At 68.0% G+C, this 21,505-nt stretch carries 24 protein-coding genes and 1 tRNA gene; 3 read left to right on the forward strand and 22 right to left on the reverse strand.

The annotated features are described in order from the left end of the window. Window positions 1-10: 10 nt before the first annotated feature. On the reverse strand, window positions 11-667 hold the full coding sequence (locus LKO27_RS06435; protein ID WP_227736283.1) for a peptidylprolyl isomerase: 657 nt from the start codon (window positions 665-667) through the stop codon (window positions 11-13). A gap of 63 nt (window positions 668-730) precedes the next feature. Between LKO27_RS06435 and LKO27_RS06440 the strand changes: the two genes are divergently transcribed. Further along, a complete protein-coding gene (locus LKO27_RS06440) occupies window positions 731-1,360 on the forward strand; it encodes a cob(I)yrinic acid a,c-diamide adenosyltransferase (protein ID WP_227736285.1) in 630 nt (209 codons plus the stop codon). Between the two features lie 27 nt (window positions 1,361-1,387). Here the strand turns inward: LKO27_RS06440 and LKO27_RS06445 are convergent, their stop codons facing one another. The 21 genes from LKO27_RS06445 to LKO27_RS06545 all read right to left on the reverse strand — a co-directional run bounded on the left by LKO27_RS06445 (window position 1,388) and on the right by LKO27_RS06545 (window position 19,978). Continuing rightward, the gene (locus tag LKO27_RS06445; RefSeq protein WP_227736287.1) at window positions 1,388-1,849 is read right to left on the reverse strand and encodes a DUF2550 domain-containing protein; all 462 of its coding nucleotides are present in this window, start codon (window positions 1,847-1,849) and stop codon (window positions 1,388-1,390) included. A 94-nt stretch (window positions 1,850-1,943) separates the two neighbouring features. After that, a complete protein-coding gene (locus tag LKO27_RS06450) occupies window positions 1,944-2,354 on the reverse strand; it encodes a F0F1 ATP synthase subunit epsilon (RefSeq protein ID WP_227736289.1) in 411 nt (136 codons plus the stop codon). A gap of 2 nt (window positions 2,355-2,356) precedes the next feature. After that, window positions 2,357-3,808, reverse strand: a complete 1,452-nt coding sequence (gene atpD, locus LKO27_RS06455) for a F0F1 ATP synthase subunit beta (RefSeq protein WP_227736292.1) — start codon at window positions 3,806-3,808, stop codon at window positions 2,357-2,359. Window positions 3,809-3,815: 7 nt separating this feature from the next. Next, entirely contained in the window at window positions 3,816-4,727 is a 912-nt protein-coding gene (locus LKO27_RS06460) for a F0F1 ATP synthase subunit gamma (protein WP_227736294.1), read from the reverse strand. A 6-nt stretch (window positions 4,728-4,733) separates the two neighbouring features. Further along, complete coding sequence (atpA, locus tag LKO27_RS06465) at window positions 4,734-6,371, reverse strand: F0F1 ATP synthase subunit alpha (protein WP_227736296.1); 1,638 nt, start codon at window positions 6,369-6,371, stop codon at window positions 4,734-4,736. Window positions 6,372-6,390: 19 nt separating this feature from the next. Beyond that, entirely contained in the window at window positions 6,391-7,188 is a 798-nt protein-coding gene (locus tag LKO27_RS06470; protein WP_227736297.1) for a F0F1 ATP synthase subunit delta, read from the reverse strand. Continuing rightward, window positions 7,185-7,730: a F0F1 ATP synthase subunit B gene (locus LKO27_RS06475; RefSeq protein ID WP_227736299.1), complete on the reverse strand. Its 546-nt coding sequence runs from the start codon at window positions 7,728-7,730 to the stop codon at window positions 7,185-7,187. The genes LKO27_RS06470 and LKO27_RS06475 overlap by 4 nt, the downstream gene beginning before the upstream one ends. A gap of 8 nt (window positions 7,731-7,738) precedes the next feature. Next, window positions 7,739-7,963: an ATP synthase F0 subunit C gene (gene atpE / locus LKO27_RS06480; protein WP_227736301.1), complete on the reverse strand. Its 225-nt coding sequence runs from the start codon at window positions 7,961-7,963 to the stop codon at window positions 7,739-7,741. Window positions 7,964-8,014: 51 nt separating this feature from the next. After that, window positions 8,015-8,809 (reverse strand): F0F1 ATP synthase subunit A, encoded by a 795-nt coding sequence (atpB, locus tag LKO27_RS06485; protein WP_227736303.1) that lies wholly within the window; start codon window positions 8,807-8,809, stop codon window positions 8,015-8,017. Continuing rightward, a complete protein-coding gene (locus tag LKO27_RS06490; RefSeq protein WP_227736305.1) occupies window positions 8,806-9,036 on the reverse strand; it encodes a hypothetical protein in 231 nt (76 codons plus the stop codon). The genes atpB and LKO27_RS06490 overlap by 4 nt, the downstream gene beginning before the upstream one ends. Window positions 9,037-9,067: 31 nt before the next feature. After that, window positions 9,068-9,535: a hypothetical protein gene (locus LKO27_RS06495; RefSeq protein ID WP_227736306.1), complete on the reverse strand. Its 468-nt coding sequence runs from the start codon at window positions 9,533-9,535 to the stop codon at window positions 9,068-9,070. Continuing rightward, the gene (locus tag LKO27_RS06500; RefSeq protein ID WP_227736308.1) at window positions 9,525-10,718 is read right to left on the reverse strand and encodes an MraY family glycosyltransferase; all 1,194 of its coding nucleotides are present in this window, start codon (window positions 10,716-10,718) and stop codon (window positions 9,525-9,527) included. Before LKO27_RS06500 ends, LKO27_RS06495 begins: the two co-directional genes overlap by 11 nt. Before the next feature lies 1 nt (window position 10,719). Further along, window positions 10,720-11,481: an L-threonylcarbamoyladenylate synthase gene (locus tag LKO27_RS06505; RefSeq protein ID WP_227736309.1), complete on the reverse strand. Its 762-nt coding sequence runs from the start codon at window positions 11,479-11,481 to the stop codon at window positions 10,720-10,722. Continuing rightward, on the reverse strand, window positions 11,478-12,356 hold the full coding sequence (gene prmC / locus LKO27_RS06510; RefSeq protein WP_227736311.1) for a peptide chain release factor N(5)-glutamine methyltransferase: 879 nt from the start codon (window positions 12,354-12,356) through the stop codon (window positions 11,478-11,480). The genes LKO27_RS06505 and prmC overlap by 4 nt, the downstream gene beginning before the upstream one ends. Then, window positions 12,353-13,420 (reverse strand): peptide chain release factor 1, encoded by a 1,068-nt coding sequence (prfA, locus tag LKO27_RS06515; RefSeq protein ID WP_227736313.1) that lies wholly within the window; start codon window positions 13,418-13,420, stop codon window positions 12,353-12,355. Before prfA ends, prmC begins: the two co-directional genes overlap by 4 nt. A gap of 72 nt (window positions 13,421-13,492) precedes the next feature. After that, window positions 13,493-13,699 (reverse strand): 50S ribosomal protein L31, encoded by a 207-nt coding sequence (gene rpmE, locus LKO27_RS06520; protein ID WP_227736315.1) that lies wholly within the window; start codon window positions 13,697-13,699, stop codon window positions 13,493-13,495. A gap of 114 nt (window positions 13,700-13,813) precedes the next feature. Next, window positions 13,814-15,610 carry a transcription termination factor Rho gene (gene rho, locus LKO27_RS06525; RefSeq protein WP_227736317.1) on the reverse strand — a complete coding sequence of 599 codons (1,797 nt, stop codon included), beginning with the start codon at window positions 15,608-15,610 and terminating at the stop codon, window positions 13,814-13,816. 198 nt (window positions 15,611-15,808) lie between these two features. Continuing rightward, the gene (gene thrB, locus LKO27_RS06530; protein WP_227736319.1) at window positions 15,809-16,705 is read right to left on the reverse strand and encodes a homoserine kinase; all 897 of its coding nucleotides are present in this window, start codon (window positions 16,703-16,705) and stop codon (window positions 15,809-15,811) included. Further along, window positions 16,706-18,022, reverse strand: coding sequence for a homoserine dehydrogenase (locus LKO27_RS06535; RefSeq protein WP_227736320.1), 1,317 nt, complete (start codon window positions 18,020-18,022; stop codon window positions 16,706-16,708). Window positions 18,023-18,024: 2 nt separating this feature from the next. Continuing rightward, window positions 18,025-19,428: a diaminopimelate decarboxylase gene (gene lysA, locus LKO27_RS06540; RefSeq protein WP_227736323.1), complete on the reverse strand. Its 1,404-nt coding sequence runs from the start codon at window positions 19,426-19,428 to the stop codon at window positions 18,025-18,027. Window positions 19,429-19,474: 46 nt separating this feature from the next. Continuing rightward, a complete protein-coding gene (locus LKO27_RS06545; protein ID WP_227736324.1) occupies window positions 19,475-19,978 on the reverse strand; it encodes a hypothetical protein in 504 nt (167 codons plus the stop codon). Window positions 19,979-20,078: 100 nt separating this feature from the next. Here LKO27_RS06545 and LKO27_RS06550 point away from each other — a divergent pair. Together LKO27_RS06550 and LKO27_RS06555 are read left to right on the forward strand one after the other, a co-directional pair. After that, window positions 20,079-20,150: transfer RNA gene (locus LKO27_RS06550), tRNA-Arg, on the forward strand. Between the two features lie 39 nt (window positions 20,151-20,189). Further along, window positions 20,190-21,500 (forward strand): glycosyltransferase family 87 protein, encoded by a 1,311-nt coding sequence (locus LKO27_RS06555; protein WP_227736327.1) that lies wholly within the window; start codon window positions 20,190-20,192, stop codon window positions 21,498-21,500. Window positions 21,501-21,505: the final 5 nt, after the last annotated feature.

Genomic DNA, 21,505 nt, shown 5'->3' on the forward strand with positions numbered 1-21,505 from the left:
CCGGCGGGACTCAGCCCAGGGTCACCGAATCGATGTGGGCCTCGGCGATGGGGCTCATACCGTCCTCGGCCGCGACCCCCTGGGCCGCGATGCCGCCGACGACGTCGAGCCCGGCCTGGTCCATGGTCCCGAAGACGGTGTACTCAGGCGGCAGGGGCGTGTCAGCCCACACCAGGAAGAACTGCGAGCCGGAGGTGCCCGGCTGCTGCCGCTTGGCCATTGCGACGCTCCCCGCCGGGTACTCGGTGGTCTGTTCGAGTTCCTCGTCCATCACATAGCCGGGTCCGCCGGTGCCGGTGCCGGTGGGGTCCCCGCACTGCAGGATGAAGATCCCGGTGTCCACCAACCGGTGACAGTCGGTGTCGTCGAAGAACCCCTGTTCGGCCAAGGACAGGAACGAGTTGATCGTGCAGGGCGCCTTCGCCCGGTCCATGCTGATCATCACGTCGCCCGCAGTCAGGTGGAGGGTGACCGACACCTCCCCGCTGTTGGGGACGTCCGTGGTGGCCGGCGGATCGACGGGACGGGCGGGTTCACCGTCGCCGGGGTACTCGCAGGTGGTGGCCTGCCGCACCCCACCGGGGTCAGTGGACTGGTTGGCGTCTGCGCACCCGCTCAGGGCGGCGACGGCGAACAGGGCGGCGAGACAGCTGAGTTTCTTGGGCACGGCCCAACTCTATTGATGAACCTGCCCGGCCGCGATTCCGGCTCGTCGGCTAGGTTGGCGGGCATGGTGAACCTGACCCGGATCTACACACGCACCGGCGACGCCGGCTCCACGCGGCTCGCGGACAACTCCCTCACGAGCAAGACCGACCTGCGGGTGGAGGCCTACGGGACAGTCGACGAGACCAATGCCGCAGTAGCCCTCGCGGTTGCCCTGGGTGGACTGCCGTCCCGGGTCGTCGAGATGCTGGACCTCATCCGCAACGAGTTGTTCGACGTCGGAGCCGACCTTTCGACGCCGCTGCACTCGAGCCCGCAGTGGCCGCCGCTGCGGATCGAGCAGCCCTCCATCGAGCGGCTGGAGGGCTGGTGCGACGAGCTTTCCGAAGAGCTTCCGGACTTGCGCTCGTTCATCCTCCCGGGGGGTTCCGCCTCAGCCGCGCAATTGCATGTGGCCCGGACGGTGTGTCGCCGGGCCGAGCGCGCCGCGTGGCGCTGCGTCGAGGCCCATGGGAGCGAGGTCTCCGACGAGCGCGGAGAAGGGGGCGTGAACCTGCTGGCGATCACCTACCTCAACCGGCTCAGCGATCTGCTGTTCATCATGAGCCGTGCCACCAACGGGACCGAGGGCGATGTGCTCTGGGTCCCCGGGACCGACCGGCCCAGGCCGGAACGATACCGGCCCGCTAACTGACGAAACCCGCTCCGGCGGGGGAACGGGTCAGATTGGCGAGTCGGCGCTGTGCGGCAGGTAGTGGCTGCCCGGCGGTGCGGACTCCAGCCAGGACATCAGGGCCATGGCCGCGTCCGGATCCATGGCCAGCGAGTGCTCGCGGCTGGTGACCCGGTCCCGCAGCGTCACGATCCGGGACTCGTCGAACAGTACGACGGCCTCCAGCCCGCTCGAGGGCCGCTGGTGCGCGAAGGTTGTCACGCCGCGCTGGAACTCGAGGGCGGGCCGCAGCGCCAGCGAGAAGGCCCGGTACCACTCGAGCTGGTCTCCCCGGTACCGCGCCAGGCCCAGGACCCAGCCGCTGCCCGGGACGCCTTCGGAGGCACGGTAGGCACAATCAAAAAGTCCGCCGTGGCCGGTGAGCCAGCGACGGCGGACGTAGAGGGCGACGAACGGAACACACAGGAGCACGGCCACGCCCACCACAATGAGCGCAGCGCCAAGGTCCATGATGGAAAGATACCTGAGATTGTCTCAGACAGCATCCGAGGCGGCCCCCGTCGGGGACCGCCTCAGGAGATTGATGCGGAATCGTTGCAATTGCTCAGGCGGAGCGGACCTTCTCGCCCGCCCGGATCTGGGCATTGAGGATGTGCAGGTGGTGCACCTGCTCCTCGCTAGCCTCGCCCTTGTCCTGCAGCGCGCGCAGTTCGGCTGCCTCACGCTGGGCCCGATCCAAGGTGACTTCCTCCCCCATCACGGCCTGCTGGCTCAGGATCCACACGTGACCCTGGGCCACCGAGATGAACCCACCATCGACGGCGAGGGTCTCACCACGCCCGTCGGAGGTGACGATCTCCACCACGCACGGGATGAGGGCAGCCATCAGCGCCTCGTGACCCGGCAGGATGCCGATGTCGCCCTCGGTGGTCCGGGCGATGATGTTGACGGCCTCGCCGCTCCACACCTGCCGGTCCGCCGCGACGACCTCAACCTTCAGTGGTTCATGGTCCACGATCAGGATTCCTTGCTCATCTTGTCCCAGTTGCGCATGACGTCCTCCATGCTGCCGACGTTGAAGAACGCCTGCTCCGCGATGTGGTCCACGTCGCCGCGGGTGATCATGCTGAAGCCCTCGATGGTGTCGGCCAGCGAGACCGTCGAGCCCGGAACGTTGGTGAACTTCTCCGCGGTGTAGGTGTTCTGCGACAGGAACTGCTGGATGCGCCGGGCGCGGTTCACCATGATCTTGTCCTCCTCCGACAGTTCGTCGATGCCGAGGATGGCGATGATGTCCTGGAGTTCCTTGTTGCGCTGGAGGATCTGCTTCACGCGCACCGCGGTGTCGTAGTGGTCCTTGCCGACGTACTGCGGGTCCAGGATGCGGCTCGAGGAGGTCAGCGGGTCCACGGCCGGGTAGAGGCCGCGGGACGCGATCTCGCGGGACAGCTCCGTGGTGGCGTCCAGGTGGGCGAACGTCGTGGCAGGGGCAGGGTCGGTGTAGTCATCAGCCGGCACGTAGATGGCCTGCATCGAGGTGATCGAGTGCCCCTTGACGGAGGTGATCCGCTCCTGCAGCTGGCCCATCTCGTCGGCCAGGTTCGGCTGGTAGCCCACGGCGGAAGGCATGCGGCCCAGCAGCGTAGAGACCTCGGAACCCGCCTGCGTGAAACGGAAGATGTTGTCAATGAACAACAGCACGTCCTGGTTCTGGACGTCGCGGAAGTACTCGGCCATCGTCAGTGCGCTCAGGGCGACGCGCAGACGGGTGCCCGGTGGCTCGTCCATCTGGCCGAACACGAGGGCGGTGTCCTTGAGGACGCCGGCCTCCTCCATCTCGAAGATGAGGTCGTTGCCCTCACGGGTCCGCTCCCCCACCCCGGCGAAGACCGACGTGCCGCCGAAGTTGTGGGCGATGCGGTAGATCATCTCCTGGATGAGGACCGTCTTGCCCACGCCCGCGCCACCGAAGAGGCCGATCTTGCCGCCCTTCACGTATGGCGTCAGCAGGTCGAGGACCTTGATGCCGGTCTCCAGCATCTCGGTCCGCGACTCGAGCTCGTCGAACTTCGGCGCATCCCGGTGGATGGGCCAGCGCTCGGTGATCTCGATGGTCGAGGGATCGACGTTGAGTACCTCACCGGTGACGTTCCAGACGTGTCCCTTGGTGACGTCACCGACGGGGACGGTGATCGGCGCGCCGGTGTCGACCACCTCGGCGCCGCGCCGCATGCCGTCGGTAGGCTTCAGCGCGATAGCACGGACCTGGTTGTCGCCGATGTGCAGCGCCGTCTCCATGATCATCGAGCGCTTCTCGCCCATGACCTCGGTCTCGACGCGCAGCGCGTTGCCGATCTCGGGCATCTCGTCAGCCGCGAACTCAACGTCCACGACCGCACCGATGACCCGGGAGACCCGGCCGATGCCGCCGGTGGCGGTGACGTCCGGCGAATCTGCAGTGGTAGTCATTGTTTCCTCACTCGTTTCCGGCTGAATCGGCGAGCGCCGCGGCACCGCCGGTGATTTCAGAGATTTCCTGGGTGATCTCGGCCTGACGCGCCTGGTTGGCCTCGCGCGTGAGTGCCTCGATCAGTTGCTGCGCGTTGTCGGTTGCCGCCTTCATCGCCCGCTGACGACTCGCAAGCTCCGACGCACTCGACTGCAGCAGCGCCGTGTAGACGCGGTTGGAGACGTAGAGCGGAAGGAGCTGGTCCAGAACCGCTTCGGGGCTCGGCTCGAAGGTGTAGTAGGGGATGCTCGTGCCCTCGGGCTCACCAGTGGTCTCGGCGTCTGCCACCACCAGTGGAAGCAGCCGCGTCGCGGTGGCCTGCTGGGTGAGCATGGAGACGAACCGGGTTCCGACGATGTGGATCTGGTCGACTCCGCCCTCCTCGTAGGGGAGCAGGAACCGGTCGACGAGTTCCTCGGCGATCTCCCGGGCATGGGAGTACTGCGGAGCCGCCGAGAATCCCGTCCAGCTCTTCTGCACCTCGCGCTTGCGGAAGTCGAAGTACGCCAGCCCCTTGCGCCCGGTGATGTACTGCACGTTCTCCTGGCCCTCGGCCAGGAGCTTGGCGTGGAGCTGTTCCGCGGCCTTGATGACGTTCGAGGAGTAGGCACCGGCCAGTCCCTGGTCCCCCGTGATCAACAGCATCGCGGAACGACGGGGCGGCTGGCGGTCCTCCAGCAACGGGTGGGCCACCTCCGCGTAGGCGGCGAGGGTGGAGACGGCTTCGGTCAGTGCCTTGGTGTAGGGCATCGCGCTGCGTGCGATGTTCTGCGCCTTGATGATCCGCGACGCGGCGATCAGTTCCATCGCGCGGGTGATCTTCTTGGTCGCGGTCACCGACTTGCGTCGCTGCCTCAGTTCTCGCAGGCTACTCGCCATCGTCGATCAGCTCCGCTTCTTGCGGACGATCGTTTCCTGGCCGATCTCGCTTTCGTCCATCGGTTCGTGCTCCTCGCGACCCACCAGCAGCTTGCCCTCGGAGGTGCGGAAGATCTGCTTGAAGTCGGCCAGCGCCTTGAGCGTGGCCTCCTTGGCCTCGTCGGAGAAGACCTTGCTCTCGGCGATACCGGGGAGCACGTCGGTCTCGTGGCGCAGGTGCTCCAGGAACTCCTGCTCGAAGCGCAGCACGTCATCAACCGGGACGTCGTCGAAGTGACCCTCGACACCGCTCCACACGCTGATGACCTGGTCCTCGACCGGGTACGGGGCGTACTGACCCTGGCGCAGCAGTTCCACCAGGCGGGAGCCGCGCTCCAGCTGGCGCCGCGACGTCGCGTCGAGGTCCGAGGCGAACATTGCGAACGCCTGCATGTCGCGGTACTGGGCGAGGTTGATCTTCAGCGAACCGGAGACCCCCTTCATCGCCTTGATCTGGGCCGCACCACCGACGCGGGACACCGAGATGCCGACGTCCACGGCGGGACGCTGGTTGGCGTTGAACAGGTCGGACTGCAGGAAGATCTGTCCGTCGGTGATGGAGATGACGTTGGTGGGGATGTAGGCCGAGACGTCGTTGGCCTTCGTCTCGATGATCGGCAGGCCGGTCATCGAGCCACCGCCAAGCCTGTCGGAGAGCTTGGCGCAACGCTCCAGCAGACGGGAGTGGAGGTAGAACACGTCGCCCGGGTAGGCCTCGCGGCCCGGGGGGCGGCGCAGCAGCAACGACATCGCACGGTACGCCTCGGCCTGCTTGGTGAGGTCGTCGAAGACGATCAGGACGTGCTTGCCCTGGTACATCCAGTGCTGCCCGATCGCGGATCCGGCGTAGGGGGCGATGTACTTGAAGCCGGCCGGGTCGGAGGCCGGCGAGTGGACGATCGTGGTGTAGTCGAGCGCACCGGCGGCCTCCAGGATCCCGCGGACCTCGGCGATCGTGGAGCCCTTCTGGCCGATGGCGACGTAGATGCAGCGGACCTGCTGCTTCGGGTCGCCGGACTCCCAGTTGGCCTTCTGGTTGATGATCGTGTCCACCGCGATTGCGGTCTTGCCGGTCTTGCGGTCACCGATGATCAACTGGCGCTGGCCACGGCCGATCGGCGTCATGGCGTCGATGGCCTTGATGCCGGTCTGCAGCGGTTCGCGGACCTCCTGGCGGTCCATCACGCCGGCGGCCTGGAGCTCGAGGGCGCGACGGCCTTCGAGCGGGGTGATCTCACCCAGTCCGTCGATGGGGTTGCCCATGGCGTCGACGACGCGACCCAGGTAGCCGTCGCCCACCGGCACGGAGAGGACCTCGCCGGTGCCGTGGACCACTGAGCCCTCGTCGATGCCCTCCGAGTCGCCGAGCACGACGACGCCGATCTCCCGCTCGTCGAGGTTCAGCGCGATGCCCATCGTGCCGTTCTCGAAGCGCAACAGCTCGTTGGCCATCGCGGAGGGCAGACCCTCGACGCGGGCGATGCCGTCGCCCGAGGTCACGACGATGCCAACCTCGGTCCGGTTGGCAGCCTGCGGCTGGTACGACTGGACGAAGTCGTCCAGTGCGCTACGGATCTCGTCCGGACTGATGGTGAGTTCAGCCATTGCCGTCCTACTTTCGCATTTATTGGGTGTTCAGCAGCCGGCGGGCATCTTCAAGCCGCCCGGCCACAGTGGATTCGATGATGTGGTCGCCGACCTGGACGCGCATGCCGCCCAGCACTTCGGGGTCGACCTCGACCTGGAGGACGATTTCCCCGCCCTCCTGGTTGACCAGTGCCTTGCGGAGACGCTCCAGCCGCTGTTCATCCATCGGTCGCGCGACGGTGACCTTGGCGATCTGCTGGTTGCCCAGCACGGCAGCCATGTCCAGGTAGGTGGACACGGTCACCGGCAGGTTGCGCACCCTCGCCGCGGCAGCCCGCGACAGCAGTTCGGCGGTGATCGGGTGGACCTTGGCCGCGGCCAGCCGGTCGATCAGTTCACGGCGGGCCGCGATCGGGATCGAACGGTTGCGCAGGGCGTCGGCCAGTGCCGCGTCCTCACGCACCGTGGTGGCGAAGGAGTGCAGCTCGGCCTGGACGCGGGCGAGTTCGCCGGAGCGAAGCGCCTCCCGCAGCAGGCCGCGCACACCCTGACGCTCCACCGCGCCGACCAGCCGACGCGCGCTGAGGCCGCTGCTGCCCACCACCGCCGACAGGACACTCAGCGCCGGGGCGCTGAGCCTGCCGGCGAACAGCTTCTCGGCCAGTTGGACGCGAGCCTCCGGCGCGGCCGACGGGTCCGACAATGAGCGACGCAGTGGCGGTTGGCCGTCGAGGAGGTCGACGACTCCGAACAGCTCGCTGGCGGCCGCGGCGTCGAGTGCGATCGCATCAGCCTTGGCGTCGAGGGAACTGATGGCTGCGTCGCGCTTGCTCATCGCGTCGATCCCGCTGACTCGAGCTCGGCCAGGAAGGCGTCGACGGTGCGGTTGGCGCGTTCGTCGTCGGTGAGGGCCTCGCCGACGATCTTGCCGGCCAGGGTCGTGGCGAGTCCGCCGACGTCGTCGCGGAGTTCACGGATGAGCTGCGCGCGCTCGGCCTCGAGCTGGGTGCGGCCGGACTCGATGATCCGGCTGGACTCCTTGAGTGCCTTGTCGCGGGCCTCGGCCAGGATCTGGGCGCTGGAGTTCTTGGCGTCCTCGCGGATGCGGGCAGCCTCCTCCCGAGCGGAGGCCAGCTGGTCGTTGTACTCCGCCAGCGCCGCGGCGGCCTTCGCCTCCGCAGCGGCAGCGCGCTGGATGCCACCCTCGATCTGGTTCGACCGCTCCGCGTACATCTTCTCGAAGGCAGGCACGATCGCCTTCCACATGACGAGGAAGATGAGCAGCATCAGGATGATGCCGACGATGACCTCGGACAGATGATGGGGCGCAAGAGGCCCTAGGTTGATCTCTTGCAACACCCCGAATGCGGGGACCATGCTGCGGCTCAGTTGAGGACGAAGGCGAGGGCGATGGCGATGATGGCCAGTGCCTCGACCACGGCGAAGCCGATGAACGCGGTGCTCATCATGGCGCCACGTGCCTCGGGCTGACGGGCCGTTCCGTTGATCACGGAGGCGAAGATCCAAGCCACGCCCAGAGCCGGAGCGATGGTCGCGATGGCGTAGCCGATCATGTTGATGGAGCCGTTGATCTCAAGGAGGGACAGCATGGTTTTCCTTTCGGGGTGGCTTCCGGCCGGGTGTCCGGAAGTCGGTCTTGGTTAGTGGGCCTCGGAGATTGAGGTGGAGACGTACTGGGCCGTGAGGACCGTGAAGATGTAGGCCTGCAGGGCGCCGATGAACAACTCCAGGAACAAGATGGCGAAGCTGAACAGGATGGAGACGCCGCCTGCGAAGTTGTAGAACAGGTTGTTCTCCATCGTGATCAGGAAGCCGCCGCCGACCACGAACACCAGCACGACGAGGTGGCCGGCGAACAGGTTGGCGAACAGACGCAGGGCCAGCGTGATGGGCCGGGTGATGAAGGTGGCGAGGAACTCCAGCGGGATGATCAGCGGCAGGAGGTACCAGGGCACGCCCTCGGGAATCAGCGAACGCTTGAGGAAGGAGATCCCGAACTTCTTGAAGCCCGCGCCGACATACACGCACCAGGACAGGAAGGCCAGACCGTAGGCGTAGCCGACGTTGGAGAACGTCGGGTACATGAAGTAGAAGAACTCCCCGAACCAGTTGTTCACCAGGATGAAGGAGAACAGCCCGAGCAGGTAGGGCAGGAACTTGCGGAAGTCATGGTGGAGGATGTCGCGGGCGATGCCGTTGCGCACGAACTCGTAGAGGTACTCGGCGAAGAACTGACACTTGGTGGGGCGGACCTTCAGGTTGCGGGAGGCCCACAGCCACAGCCCGATGACGAGCACGGCACCGATGACGGCCTGCAGGAAGGGCTTGTTGACCCAGTCCGGGGCCCCTTCGAAGAGGGCGCCCCACTTGAAGTCGTCAACACCGGGAGGGGTGTATTCACCACCCTCCTCGAGCGGAAGAAGTCCAGGCCTCACTCAAGTCTCCCGTATCTCTTGATGATCAGGTAGATGCTGGTGACCAGGCCCACTATCAGGCCAAGCGGCAGCAACCACGAGGTTTGCAAGAAGTAGTCCCCCAGCCAGCCCAGACCCCCGTAGAGGATGAGACCGGCCAGGATGTAGCTGAGCACTACCATTCCGTCGTCAGTGCTGCCACCCCGGCGGGGCTCCGGCGACTCGTCCGAAGAACTCTTCGTGCCCATGTCGTCATGGAGCCTAGCGGAAAAGTCTCCCTTAATCACTTTCGCCCCTGACCACCGGCGCCTCGTACTCGGCGTCGTAGATGGGGACGCGCTGCCTGCTGGCCACCACCACCACACCGGTGATCCAGGCGATCACAGTGCCCACCACCGCGAGCAACAACCAGCCCCGCACCACGTGGGGTGCGACGGCGGGGTGCCCCAGGATGAACCAGAGACCCGCACCGATCCCGACCACGCGCACGAGATAGGAGGCCAGCGCTAGCCCCATTCCCTGGACAGGCTCCAGTTCGCACGCGATGACCTCGATGGCCTGACCGATGGAGAAGAAGATCACCACGGAGGCGAATCCGAGGGCTGCCGTGATGGCGGCGTCGGGGCCCCCCGTCGCCAGGGCCAGACCGATGATGGTGACTCCGACGACGTGCCCGAGCACCAGTCCGCCCATCATCATCTGCCGGGCCCTCCGGGTGGCCCCGCTGACCTTGCTCTCAACGGCCATCGCCGGACTCCTTGGCAGACGTCGGCTCGCTCGGTGTGTCGTCGGCCATCACCTCGGGCAGTTCCCCGGCGGCGACCGGGGCGACGAGCGCGCCCTGGTTGGCCTTCAAGGGGTAGACGGTCAGCAGCAGCACCAGCACGAGCGCGATCCCCACACCCCACAACGCCGTGGACCGATTGGTCACGGTGATGAAGACCAGCCCTCCCGCGAACACGGCGGTCCAGCCGTACATCAGGAGGACGGCTCCGCGGTGGGAGTGACCGCGGGCGACCAGCATGTGGTGGATGTGCTGCTTGTCGGCCACGAACCAGAACTGGCCCCGGCGCGTCCGGCGGACGTAGGCCAGCACCAGGTCGAGGAAGGGCAGCGCGAGGGCGGCGAACGGCAGGAGGATCGGCAGCAGCGCCGGCAGGATGTCGCCGCTGGCGGTGAGGGCGCTGGCATCGTTCTGGCCGGTGAAGGAGATGGCGCTCAGGGCCATGAGCAGGCCGAGCAGCATGGCTCCGGAGTCCCCCATGAACATCTTGGCGGGGTGGAAGTTGTGAGCGAGGAAACCGATGCAGATGCCGCACGTCGCCACCGTGATGAGGCTGGCCGTGGTGGCCCGGACGAGTTCCTGCTCGTAGGCCAGCAGGTAGGAGTAGCTGAAGAAGGCACCCGACCCGATGGCGACGATGCCCGCCGCCAGGCCATCGAGGCCGTCGACGAAGTTGACGGCGTTGACGCACAGGGCGATGAAGAACACCGTGACCAGGATGCTGGTGGCGTCGTCCAGGGCGAAGATGGAATTGGGAAGCGGGATCCAGTAGATCCGCACGCCCTGAAGCACCGCAACGCCTGCGGCGAGCACCTGGCCACCCAGCTTGACCAGCGCGGGCATGTCGAACTTGTCGTCGAGAACCCCGACGATGGTGATGATCAGGGCGGCCCACAGCACGGCTTGCGCGTCGTGGCCCACGATGGCGTGCTTGCCCAGGAACGGAAGTTGCCGGGCGAGCAGGAACGCGACGGCGAGTCCACCAAGCATCGCGACCCCACCCAGGTAAGGGATGGGCTGGGTGTGCACGTCCCGGGTCCGGACGCGTGCCAGGGTTCCTGTGCGCACGGCGATCGTGCGGCACACGCCCGCCAGCAGATAGGTGGAGGCTGCCGCGACCAGCAGCACCAACAGGTACTCGCGCAAGTTACTGCTCGGCCGGGGCGGTCTCGTCGGGGGCGGTCCCAGCGGACTCCTCGGCGGACTCGGGCTGGGGCTCCGGCTCGGGCTCGGGCTCGGGCTCGGGCGCGGCGACCGGCTTGAGCCGGGGGGCCGTCAGCTTCAACTCCTCGAACGGGATCGCGCCGTCGCGGACGACCTGGCCACGGATCGATCTGGTGAAGTCCACGATGGTGGAGGCCACCTGGCCGGCCGCCTCGCCACCGTCGAGGTAGACCGCCACGGCGTCCCCCAGCATCGCAACCGCCTCCTCGACGGTGTTGGCGGCCGGCTGCCCTGAGATGTTCGCGGAGCTGACCGCGAGGGGGCCGGTGCGACGCAGCAACTGGCGCAGTTCGTCGTGGTCCGGGACGCGGACCGCGACGGAGCCGTTGGTCTCCCCGAGTTCCAGGTTGAGCGTGCGTTGGGCCTTCAGGATGAGGGTGAGCGCGCCAGGCCAGTGGTTCTTGGCCAGTGCCATCGCGTCCCGGGGAACATCGGAGGCCAGCGCCCGCAGCATTGAGCGCTCGGCGATCAGCACCGGTGGGGGCATGTCCTTGCCCCGCTGCTTGGCCGCCAGGAGGCCGGCGACCGCCTCCGCGGAGAACGCGTCGGCGGCAATGCCGTAGACGGTGTCAGTGGGGACGACGACGCACTTGCCCGCAGCGACGGCGTCCATCGCGGCGACGATGCCAGCTTCGGCGTCGTCGGCGAGTCGATGGACCTCTGGGGCGTCGGGGGTCTGGTTCACGCGTCCAATCCTGCCATGTCGGGGCCTTGGCGCCGGGCGGTCGCGTGCCGTGGCCGTCCCGTCAGGTCGTGGTGACCGGTGGCGTCGCGGAACTCCGGTCCACGAAACAGCGCGATGACGTCGTCGGCGTGGGACTCGTCGTGCTCCACCATCACCCAGCCGCCGGGGCGAAGGAGTTCGGCTGCCCGGTCCCGGACCACCCGAATCGCGTCGAGCCCGTCGGCACCGCTGAACAGCGCGAGGTCCGGGTCACGACCCACGACGTCGGCCGGCAGCATCCGGCGGTGCGCCTCGGGCACGTAGGGCGGGTTCGAGATCACCAGGTCCACCTCGCCGGCAAGTTCCGCCAGTGCACTCCCCATGTCACCGTGAACGAGTTCAATGTCGACGCCGGCCAGGTTGCGCTCCAGGTACGGCCACGCCTCATCGGAGAGTTCCACTGCGTGGAGGTCCAGCCCGCCGAGCTCCTTGGCCAGCGACAACGAGATGGCGCCCGAGCCGGCACCGAACTCCACCACCCGGCGGCAACCGGGCCTCCGCTGCGAGAGTGCCTTCAGTGCCAGGTCAACCAGCAGTTCCGTCTCGGGTCTCGGGATGAACACCCCGGGACCAACAACGAGGGTCTCGTAGCGGAAGTGCGCCTCACCGGTCAGGTGCTGCACCGGCTCGCCCCCGATGCGCCTGGCCAGAAGCGCGTCCAGGGTCGCCCGCTGCACCGGCGACACCCCGGGGGCCAGCAGCATCGCCGAGACACCCAGCCCCATGACGTGGGCCAGCAGGATCCGGGCATCCGCGCCCGGGGAGGGCAGGCCTGCCTGCGCGAGCTTGGCCGCGGCCGCGAGTGCGACGTCGTAGGCGGGTTCCGATGCGGTCACTGCGGCGTGGCCTCCAGTCGTTCGGCGAGGTCACGCTCCTGCAGCGCGTCCAGCAAGGGGCCGAGCGCACCCGACAGGACAGCGTCGAGGTTGTGCGCCTTGAACCCGATCCGATGGTCGGCGATCCGGTTCTCGGGGAAGTTGTAGGTGCGGATCCGCTCCGAGCGGTCGACGGTGCGCACCTGCGACTTGCGGGCCTGGGACGCCTCCGCGGCGGCCTTCTCCTCCGCGAGCGCCGTGAGCCGGGCCCGCAGCATTCGCATCGCGGAGTCCTTGTTCTGCAACTGTGAGCGTTCGTTCTGGCAGCTGACGACGGTTCCCGTGGGCAGGTGCGTGATGCGGACGGCGGAATCGGTGGTGTTGACGCCCTGGCCTCCGGGCCCGGAGGCACGGTAGACGTCGATGCGCAGGTCGTCCTCGTTGAGCTCGACTTCGTCGGCTTCGACGTCCGGCATCACCAGCACCCCCGCCGCGGACGTGTGGATGCGGCCCTGGCTCTCGGTGACCGGCACCCGCTGCACCCGGTGGACACCACCCTCGAACTTGAGCATGCCGTAGGGGCCGACGCCGTCGGTTGCCGGGCCCTTCACCGCCACGGTCACCGACTTGTAGCCACCCAGGTCAGTCGTCTGTTCGTCGAGCAGTTCCACCTTCCAGCCGACCTGCTCCGCGTAGCGCGAGTACATCTTCAACAGGTCCCCCGCGAACAGGGCCGACTCGTCCCCACCCTCGCCGGACTTGATCTCCAGCAGGGCGTCGGCGTCGTCGTTCGGATCCCTGGGCGCCAGCAGCTTCGTGAGGCGGGCGGTGGTGTTCTCAAGGGCGGCGTCGAGTTCGGTCACCTCTGCGGCGAAGGCCGAATCGATCTCGGCGAGTTCGGCCGCTGCTGCACGATCCCCCGACAGGCGACGGTACTCGTCGAGCGCCTCAACGACGGGCCGCAGGGCGGCATAGCGCCGCCCCACCCGGCGGGAGCGTGCCGGGTCCGAGTGCAGTTCCGGGTCCGCGAGGTCCTGCTCGAGCCGGTGGTACTCCGCGACCAACGGCTGTGCTGATTCGAACATGACCCTCCCGGGGATGAGAAAACCGGACGCGGGGCGAGCCTGGCGGCCCGTCCTGCGTCCGGTTCTGGTTGGTTACTTCTTGGCGTAGCGCTTCTCGAACCGGGCCACGCGGCCACCGGTGTCGAGGATCTTCTGCTTGCCCGTGTAGAAGGGGTGGCACTCGGCGCAGACGTCGGCGCTCAGCTTGCCCTTCGGGGACGTGCTGCGGGTGGTGAAGGTGTTCCCGCAGGTGCATGTCACCTGGGTTTCGATGTAATCGGGGTGGATTCCCTGCTTCATGGCTTCTCCTTGGATGTGTTTCCCCGGGTCGCAGCGCTTGGATTGCGCAGGATTGCGTGAACCGGCACAGGGACCTATTCTGCCACCCCGTGCCGAATCCTCAAAACCGCCGGCTCAGCCGTCCTGTGCGGGCGTCGTCTTCAGGACGCTCACGAGGAACTCGTGGTTGTCGGTGGTCTTGCGCATCCGCGTGAGCAGCATCTCCAGGGCAGCCTGGTCGTCGAGTCCGGAGAGGGCGCGACGCAGCTTCCAGATGATGTTGAGCTCGTCGCGGCCCATGAGCAGTTCCTCGCGGCGCGTGCCGGAGCCGTCGACGTCGATCGCCGGGAAGATGCGCTTGTTCGCGAGTTCGCGACGCAGGCGCAGTTCCATGTTGCCGGTGCCCTTGAACTCCTCGAAGATGACCTCGTCCATCTTCGAGCCGGTCTCGATCAGAGCGGTGGCGAGGATGGTGAGCGAGCCACCGTCCTCGATGTTGCGGGCGGCTCCGAAGAACTTCTTCGGCGGGTAGAGGGCCGCGGAATCGACACCGCCGGAGAGGATGCGGCCGGAGGCCGGGGCGGCGAGGTTGTAGGCACGGCCCAGACGGGTGATGCCGTCGAGGAGGACGACGACGTCGTGCCCGAGCTCGACCAGTCGCTTGGCGCGCTCGATGGCCAGTTCCGCCACCACCGTGTGGTCCTCGGCGGGACGGTCGAAGGTGGAGGCGATGACCTCGCCGGAGACGCTGCGCTGGAAGTCGGTGACCTCCTCGGGCCGCTCGTCGACCAGGACCACCATCAGGTGGACCTCGGGGTTGTTGGCAGCGATCGCGTTGGCGATGGCCTGCATGACCATCGTCTTGCCGGCCTTCGGCGGGGACACGATCAGGCCGCGCTGGCCCTTGCCGATGGGTGAGACCAGGTCGATCACCCGACCGGTCAGGTTCGTGCTGGCGGTCTCCAGCTTCAGCCGGGTCTGCGGGTACAGGGGCGTGAGCTTGGAGAACTCGGGCCGGTTCCTGGCCTTCTCGGGATCGTCGCCGTTGATGGAGTCGATCCGGACGAGCGGGTTGTACTTCTCCTTGCGCTCGCCCTCCTTTGTGGTCTTGATGGCGCCCGCGATGACGTCGCCGCGGCGCAGGCCGTACCTGCGGACGGTGGACATGGGCAGGTAGGCGTCGTTCGGGCCGGGGAGGTAGCCGGTGGTGCGGACGAAGGCGTAGTTGTCGAGAATGTCGACGATGCCCGAGGTGTTGGCGAGGACGTCGTCCTCGCTGACCGTGGGCTCGCTCTCGTAGCGGTCCATGCCCTGGTTGCCGCGTCCGGCGGGGCGCCGGTTCTGGCGGTCACGCGTGCGACGCCGACGGCCTCTGCGGCCGCCCTGGTTGTCGTCGTCGTCGTAGCGGTTCTGGTTGCCCCCGCCGCCGCCGTTGGGCTGCGGCTCGGGCATTGCCACCTTGGGTTGCGGGGCCTGGCCGAGGGCGGCGGCGAGCCGCTCCCCCACCTCGTCGTTGACGCGTTCCTGGACTACCGGATCCCGGTCACGGCCACGGCGACGACGGCTGCCGCGGCTCTCGCCGGCGCCGGCGGCTGCACCGTCGGTCTCCACCTTGGTGGCGGGCTGCTCGGCCGGTTCGCGTTGCGCCCTCTGGACGCTCGGTTCGGACTGCTGCGGCGCGGCGACGGCGAGCGCGGGCTGCGCCTCGGCCACGGCCGGATCGGTCGCCTGCCGCTGGGCACCGCGGCGCGTGTTCCGAGTGCGAGGAGCGGGATCTGCCGCAGCGGCGGCCGGAGTGGAGCCGGCAGCGGTGATGGCGGCCACGAGGTCACCCTTCCGCATGCCGGAGGTGCCGCGCAGTCCCATGCCTGCGGCGATGGACTTGAGTTCGGCCAGCTTCTTGCCAGCCAACGTGGTGCCGGATTCGGTCACGGATTTCCTTCCAAGGATTCACCGGAGACAGGCCCAGAAGAAGAAAGGGGGGTCAACCGGAAAGTCAGAATCAGTTTCCACTCGGCGCTACGCAGGCAGCATTGAAAGCCACTGGGCGCCAACTGTGTGGATTGACTTCACAAGGCTAGCACCGAGGCGTCGGCATATCCAAGCGTGACGGGGCGAGGGGGCTCCGCGTCAGGCGAGCGCCGTGAGTTCGACGCCCGAACCAAGTGCCGGGGCGCTGCGTTCGAAGCCCGTCGCCTCCAGCTGGTCGCCTCGGCTGAGCTGCTCCTGGGTCCCGATCGCGAACACCGTCGGGCCCGCACCCGAGATCGCGGCCGGCACGCCCAGCGCCCTCAGTTCCAGCACCAGGTCGTAGGACGGTCGCATCAGCTCCGAGCGGTAGTACTGGTGCAGCCTGTCGGAGGTGGCTGCGAGCAGCAGGTCCGGCCGACGCTCGAGGGCCAGCGGCAGGGCCGCAGCCGCGATGGCCTGGGCGACGGCATCCGAGCGCGGCACCAGTTCCGGCAGGACGGAGCGGGCACCCGCCGTCGGTACCTCGAAGCTGGGAATCCAGATCCGGGTCCCGATGCTCGGCGGAACCCGCAGGCGGATCAGTTCCACGTCGTCGGAATCGGTGAACCAACCGAGGATGGCACCGCCCCAGACGGCGGCACCGGCATTGTCGGGGTGGCCCTCGGCGCGGCCGGACAGGCGGGTCAGCTCCTCCCTGTCCAGTTCCTCGTCGGGGTGGGCGAGGCCCCAGGCCAGCGCCAGCCCGGCGACGATGGCGGAGGCCGACGACCCGAGGCCGCGGGAGTGCGGGATCCGGTTGCGGCAGCGCAGCACCATGCCCCGGCGCGTGCCACCCCACTCGGCCAGGCCCGCCAGCAAGGAGCGGACCACCAGGTGGGACTCGTCCAGGGGGACTCCCCCGGCGCCCTCACCCTCGACCTCGACCCGCAGCGAATCGGATTCGTCCAGCAATTCGAGTTCCAGTTCGTCGTGGAGGTCCAGTGCGATTCCGACGCAGTCGAAGCCGGAACCCAGGTTCGCCGTGGTGGCCGGGACCCGGACGCGCAGTCGGGCCACTCAGCTGCCCTCGACGCGCATGTAGTCCACACCGGCCCCGACGAAGGACGCCTGGGCCAGCTCCGCGAGGACCGCTGCCAGGTTGGTCTCGCTGGCCTCGTGCGTCATCACCCCGAGTCGGGCGGCGAAACCGTCCTGCCGGGCTAGGCCCTCAAGGTAGGACTGCTGCACCGTCTGCAGCGACACGGCGTGGCGCGCGAAGACCGTGGCGCACGCCGCCAGCACCCCTGGGCGGTCCTCGACGTCGAAGGCGATGTAGTAGCGGGCGGTGGCGTCCCCGATGGGCGCGATGTCGCGCTTCATGTAGCCGGTCTGGACATGTGCCGCACTGCCGCGCAGCCGGTTCCGGGCCGCGGTCACGACGTCGCCCATCACGGCACTCGCGGTGGGGGCGCCACCTGCCCCCTGGCCGAGGAACATCAGCTGGCCGGCGTCGCGGGAGTCCACGAAGATCGCGTTGAACGCGCCTGAGACGGAGGCGAGCGGATGGGTCTTGGGGACCATCGTCGGGTGCACCTTCACGATCACGCGCGGATGCTCGTCGCTGGTCAGCTTGGTGATCGCGAGGAGTTTGACCACGCACCCCATCGCGTCGGCGGCGGCGATGTCCTCCGGTGTGACCGAGGTGATTCCCTCGCAGAAAACGTCACTCATGCGCACGTCGGTGTGGAAGGCCAGCCCGGCAAGGATGGCGGCCTTGGCAGCCGCGTCATGGCCCTCCACGTCGGCGGTCGGGTCAGCCTCCGCGAAGCCGAGTTCCTGGGCCTGCCGGAGCGCCTCGTCGAACGAGAGCCCCGCAGTGGTCATCTTGTCCAGGATGTAGTTCGTCGTTCCGTTGACGATGCCCATCACGGCGCGGATCTCGTCCCCGACGAGCGACTCCCGCAGGGGGCGGATGATCGGGATCGCGCCGGCGACGGCGGCCTCGTAGTAGAGGTCCACCTCGTTGTCGTTCGCGGCGCGGGAGAGCCTGGCCATGTCGACAGCCAGCAGGGCCTTGTTGGCCGTGATCACCGAGGCGCCGTGCTCCATGGCCGCCAGCACCAGACTGCGGGCGGGCTCGATCCCGCCGATGACCTCGATCACGAGGTCGATGTCCCCGCGGGTCACCAGCGCCATCGAGTCGGTGGTGAACAGTTCGGGACGGATACCGGGGCGTTCCAGCCCCTCTCGCCGCACCCCGATGCCCACGAGCTCCAGCCGTCGGCCGATCCTGGACTCGAGCGTGTCCCCCTCCGCCAGCAGGACCCTCGCCACCTGGGATCCGACGACGCCCGCCCCCAGCAGCGCCACCTTCAGTGGTCGGTTCTTGGCCATGTTCACTCCCCTACGTCGAGTCGCATCAGGTCGTCCAGGGTCTCCCGGCGCAGCATGGTCGCGACCTCGCCGTCGCGCACACCAAGCAGTGGCGGCTTCGGCACCTGGTTGTAGTTGCTGGCCATCGAGCGCGCGTAGGCCCCGGAGGCGGGCACCGCGATCAGGTCTCCGGGCGCGATGTCGCGGGGCAGGAACACGTAGCGGATCAGGATGTCGCCTCCCTCGCAGTGCTTGCCCACCACGCGGCAGAGGACCGGGTCCGCCTCCGAGGTCCGGTTGGCCAGCACGCAGGAGTACTCGGCGGCGTAGAGCGCCGGGCGGATGTTGTCGCTCATGCCGCCGTCGACGGAGACGTAGACCCTTGCCTTGTTGCTCTCGATGTCGACGACCTTCACGGTCCCCACCTCGTAGAGGGCCACGCCGGCGGGGCCGCAGATGGCTCGGCCCGGCTCGATCGACAACCTCGGGCGCCCCATCCCCAGAGCGCGGCACTCGTGGTCGACCAGTTCATCGAAGGCAGCGCCCAGTTCCGGGGTGGCCATGGGAGTGTCGGCCGGCGTGTAGGCGATCCCGAAGCCGCCTCCGAGGTCGAGTTCAGGCAGTTCGGCGCCCGTCGCGGTGCGGAACTGGTGGGCCAGTTTGAGGGTGCGCCGGATGGCGACCTCGAATCCGGCGGTCTCGAAGATCTGGGAACCGATGTGGCTGTGGATGCCGAGAAGGTCGATGACGGCGGACGTGTGGCACCGGACCAGACCGGTGAGCGCCTGTCCACTCGTGATGGACAGGCCGAACTTCTGGTCTTCGTGCGCGGTGGCGATGTACTCGTGGGTGTGCGCCTCGACACCGGTGGTCACCCGCACCATGACCCTGGCACGGACGTCCAGCTCACTGCAGAGCGACTCGATCCGGTCGATCTCGTCGAAGGAGTCGACGATGATGCGCCCCACCCCCTGTTCGAGGGCGAATCGCAGTTCGGGGACCGACTTGTTGTTGCCGTGGAAGCCCAGCCGCGCAGCGGGCATTCCGCCGGCCAGGGCGATGCGCATCTCGCCCATCGTCGTCACGTCCAGCCCCAGGCCCTCCTCGAAGACCCAGCGGGCGACGGTGCGGGTCAGGAGCGCCTTGCCCGCGTAGAACACGTCCCATCCCGGGAAGCTCTCCCTGAAGGCCGCGGCTCGCGCCCGGAAGTCCGCCTCGTCGATGAGGTAGGTGGGCGTCGAGTGGTCGCGGGCCACGTCGACGAGCGAGACGCCACCGACCACCACGGCGCCGGAGCCGTCCCGGCTGGCACCTGTCGGCCAGAGCTTCGGGTCCAGCGCGTTCAGGTCCGCGGGCACGTCCAGCCACTGCGGACCCGCCTGGGCGACGTCCGCATGGATGGATCCGGCGATGTGGGTGTGGGTCATGGTCTCCAAGCCTGCCAGATCACGCGGCCCGCCCGCGAAGCCGCTCTCATGAACGCGCCGTCACGACGATCGCCTCGTGGCCCCGCAGGACGAGGTCCGCAGGCGAACTGACCGGTTCCCCGTCGGCCAGCACGCTCAGCCCGGTGCAGTGGGAGGCCAGGCAGTCGTCGTCGAAGGCGACGCCCCAGAGGGTGAAGAACTGCCCAAGGGTGACGATACGGTTGCCGTCGCCCTCCAGCCAGACGTCCCCGGAGTCGTCGTGGGTGTGCACGGGAGCCTGCACCGCCCGCAGGCGGTCCACCCCGATGTGGGCCGGAACCGCAACCTCTTCGCCGTCGACCACCACCCGCAGCGCGACGATGAAGGGGTCGCTGTCGGTGTCGAGCGGCTGTTCAGCCAGGCCTGCCGCACGGATGTGGGACACGGCGTCCCGGGGCGCTTCCGACGGCACGGCACCGGTGCTGAGCACCGCCGGCGCCGGCTCCGGCCTCGCCACGCAACCGGTCAGGAGCACCGTCAGGAGCAACACCACAGACCTGAACCTTCGCACGCTCCTCACGGTAGTGGATGCACGCGGGAGCAAGGGTGGTCGGGAGGCGGGGTGATTGTTTGCTAACCTGTGCTGGTCGCCGTGGCGACGAGGCCCGAGGGCCCCCGTAGCTCAGGGGATAGAGCACCGCCCTCCGGAGGCGGGAGCCGAGGTTCGAATCCTCGCGGGGGCGCTGCACCAGTGCATCGGTTGGACCAGTGAAGGGGAACCCGTGACCGGCGACGCCACCCAACGGCAGCGACGGCCGTGGTCCAGATCCGACCTCCTCACTGTCCTTGCGATCTGCCTGCTGTTCATCGCCGTCACGTGGGTCAACATCCAGTTCTGGCAGCTGGAGAGCATCCGGTTCGTCGAGAACGACGTCAGCTACTACTCGTTCTGGCTGAACGAACTCGACACCACGGGCGACGTCTCGATCATGGCCGAGTACCCCCTCCCCGCCGTGTGGATCCTGGACCTCGTCTACAACATCGGTGGGGGCTGGCGGACCTGGGCCCCTTGGTTCTCCGGCCTCATGCTCCTGCTGAGCGTGCTCGTGACCGCCACCTTGTTCCGCCGCCACAACCCCTGGGGTGCCGTTTTCTGGGTGCTGTTCCTGGGAGCGTGTGGACCCATTGTCTGGTTCCGGTTCGACCTGATTCCAGCCGCACTCGTTGCTTGGGCATGCCTCTGGATCACCTCACGCCCCCGGGTGGCCGGGGCCCTGGTCGCGATGGGGGCCGCCGTGAAACTGTGGCCGGCGCTGCTGGCGCTGCCGATGGCCGCTCCCAACCCGCTGCGCGCCACCAAGGGCCGGGACCGCGTCGCGTCCTTCCTCGTGGTCGGCGCGGCCCTGGGCATCTCGTCGCTGGTGGCCGTTGGCTGGGAGCGGTCCGCGTCCCCCATCAGATGGCAGAGCGAGCGCGGGCTCCAGATGGAGTCCGTCCCGGCGACCCCACTGATGTTCCTCAGGACCTTCACCCAAAGCCAGCAATGGCCGGTGAAGCTCTCGGAGTACAACGCGATAGAGCTCTTCGGGCCCGGGGTGGAACCGTTGCTGGCCTTCTCAACCGCCCTGACTGCTGGAGCGCTGGTGCTCACCGCGCTGCTGTCCTGGCGGCTCCTGAGACGCTTCCGGGAGGACTCGCGGCACCTGCACGAGGCAATGCTCCTGGTCATCCTGGCGATCGTGCTCGCCATGATCGTCGCCAACAAGACCCTTTCCCCCCAGTACGTGACCTGGCTGGGCGGACCGGTTGCGGCCCTGCTGCTGGCCCGACGATCGCATTGGCTGGGGAGACCGCTGGTGGTGGTTTCGGCGGGCATGCTGGTGGTGGCCGGTCTGACGCAGTACACCTACCCGTGGGGCACCTACGGCATCATGTCCCAGCCCGGCGGGGGCCTGGAGACGTCGATGCTGATCCTGCGGAACCTCGTGCTCGTGGCGTTGCTCGTCCACGCGATCCGGCTCGCCTGGCGGGCCACCGCGTGCGTCGACGACGCGACTGCCGCCGCGCCGCTTGCGGCGGCACAACGGGGTTGACGATT

The organism is Tessaracoccus sp. OS52 (genome assembly GCF_020687685.1).
Classification (GTDB): domain Bacteria; phylum Actinomycetota; class Actinomycetes; order Propionibacteriales; family Propionibacteriaceae; genus Arachnia.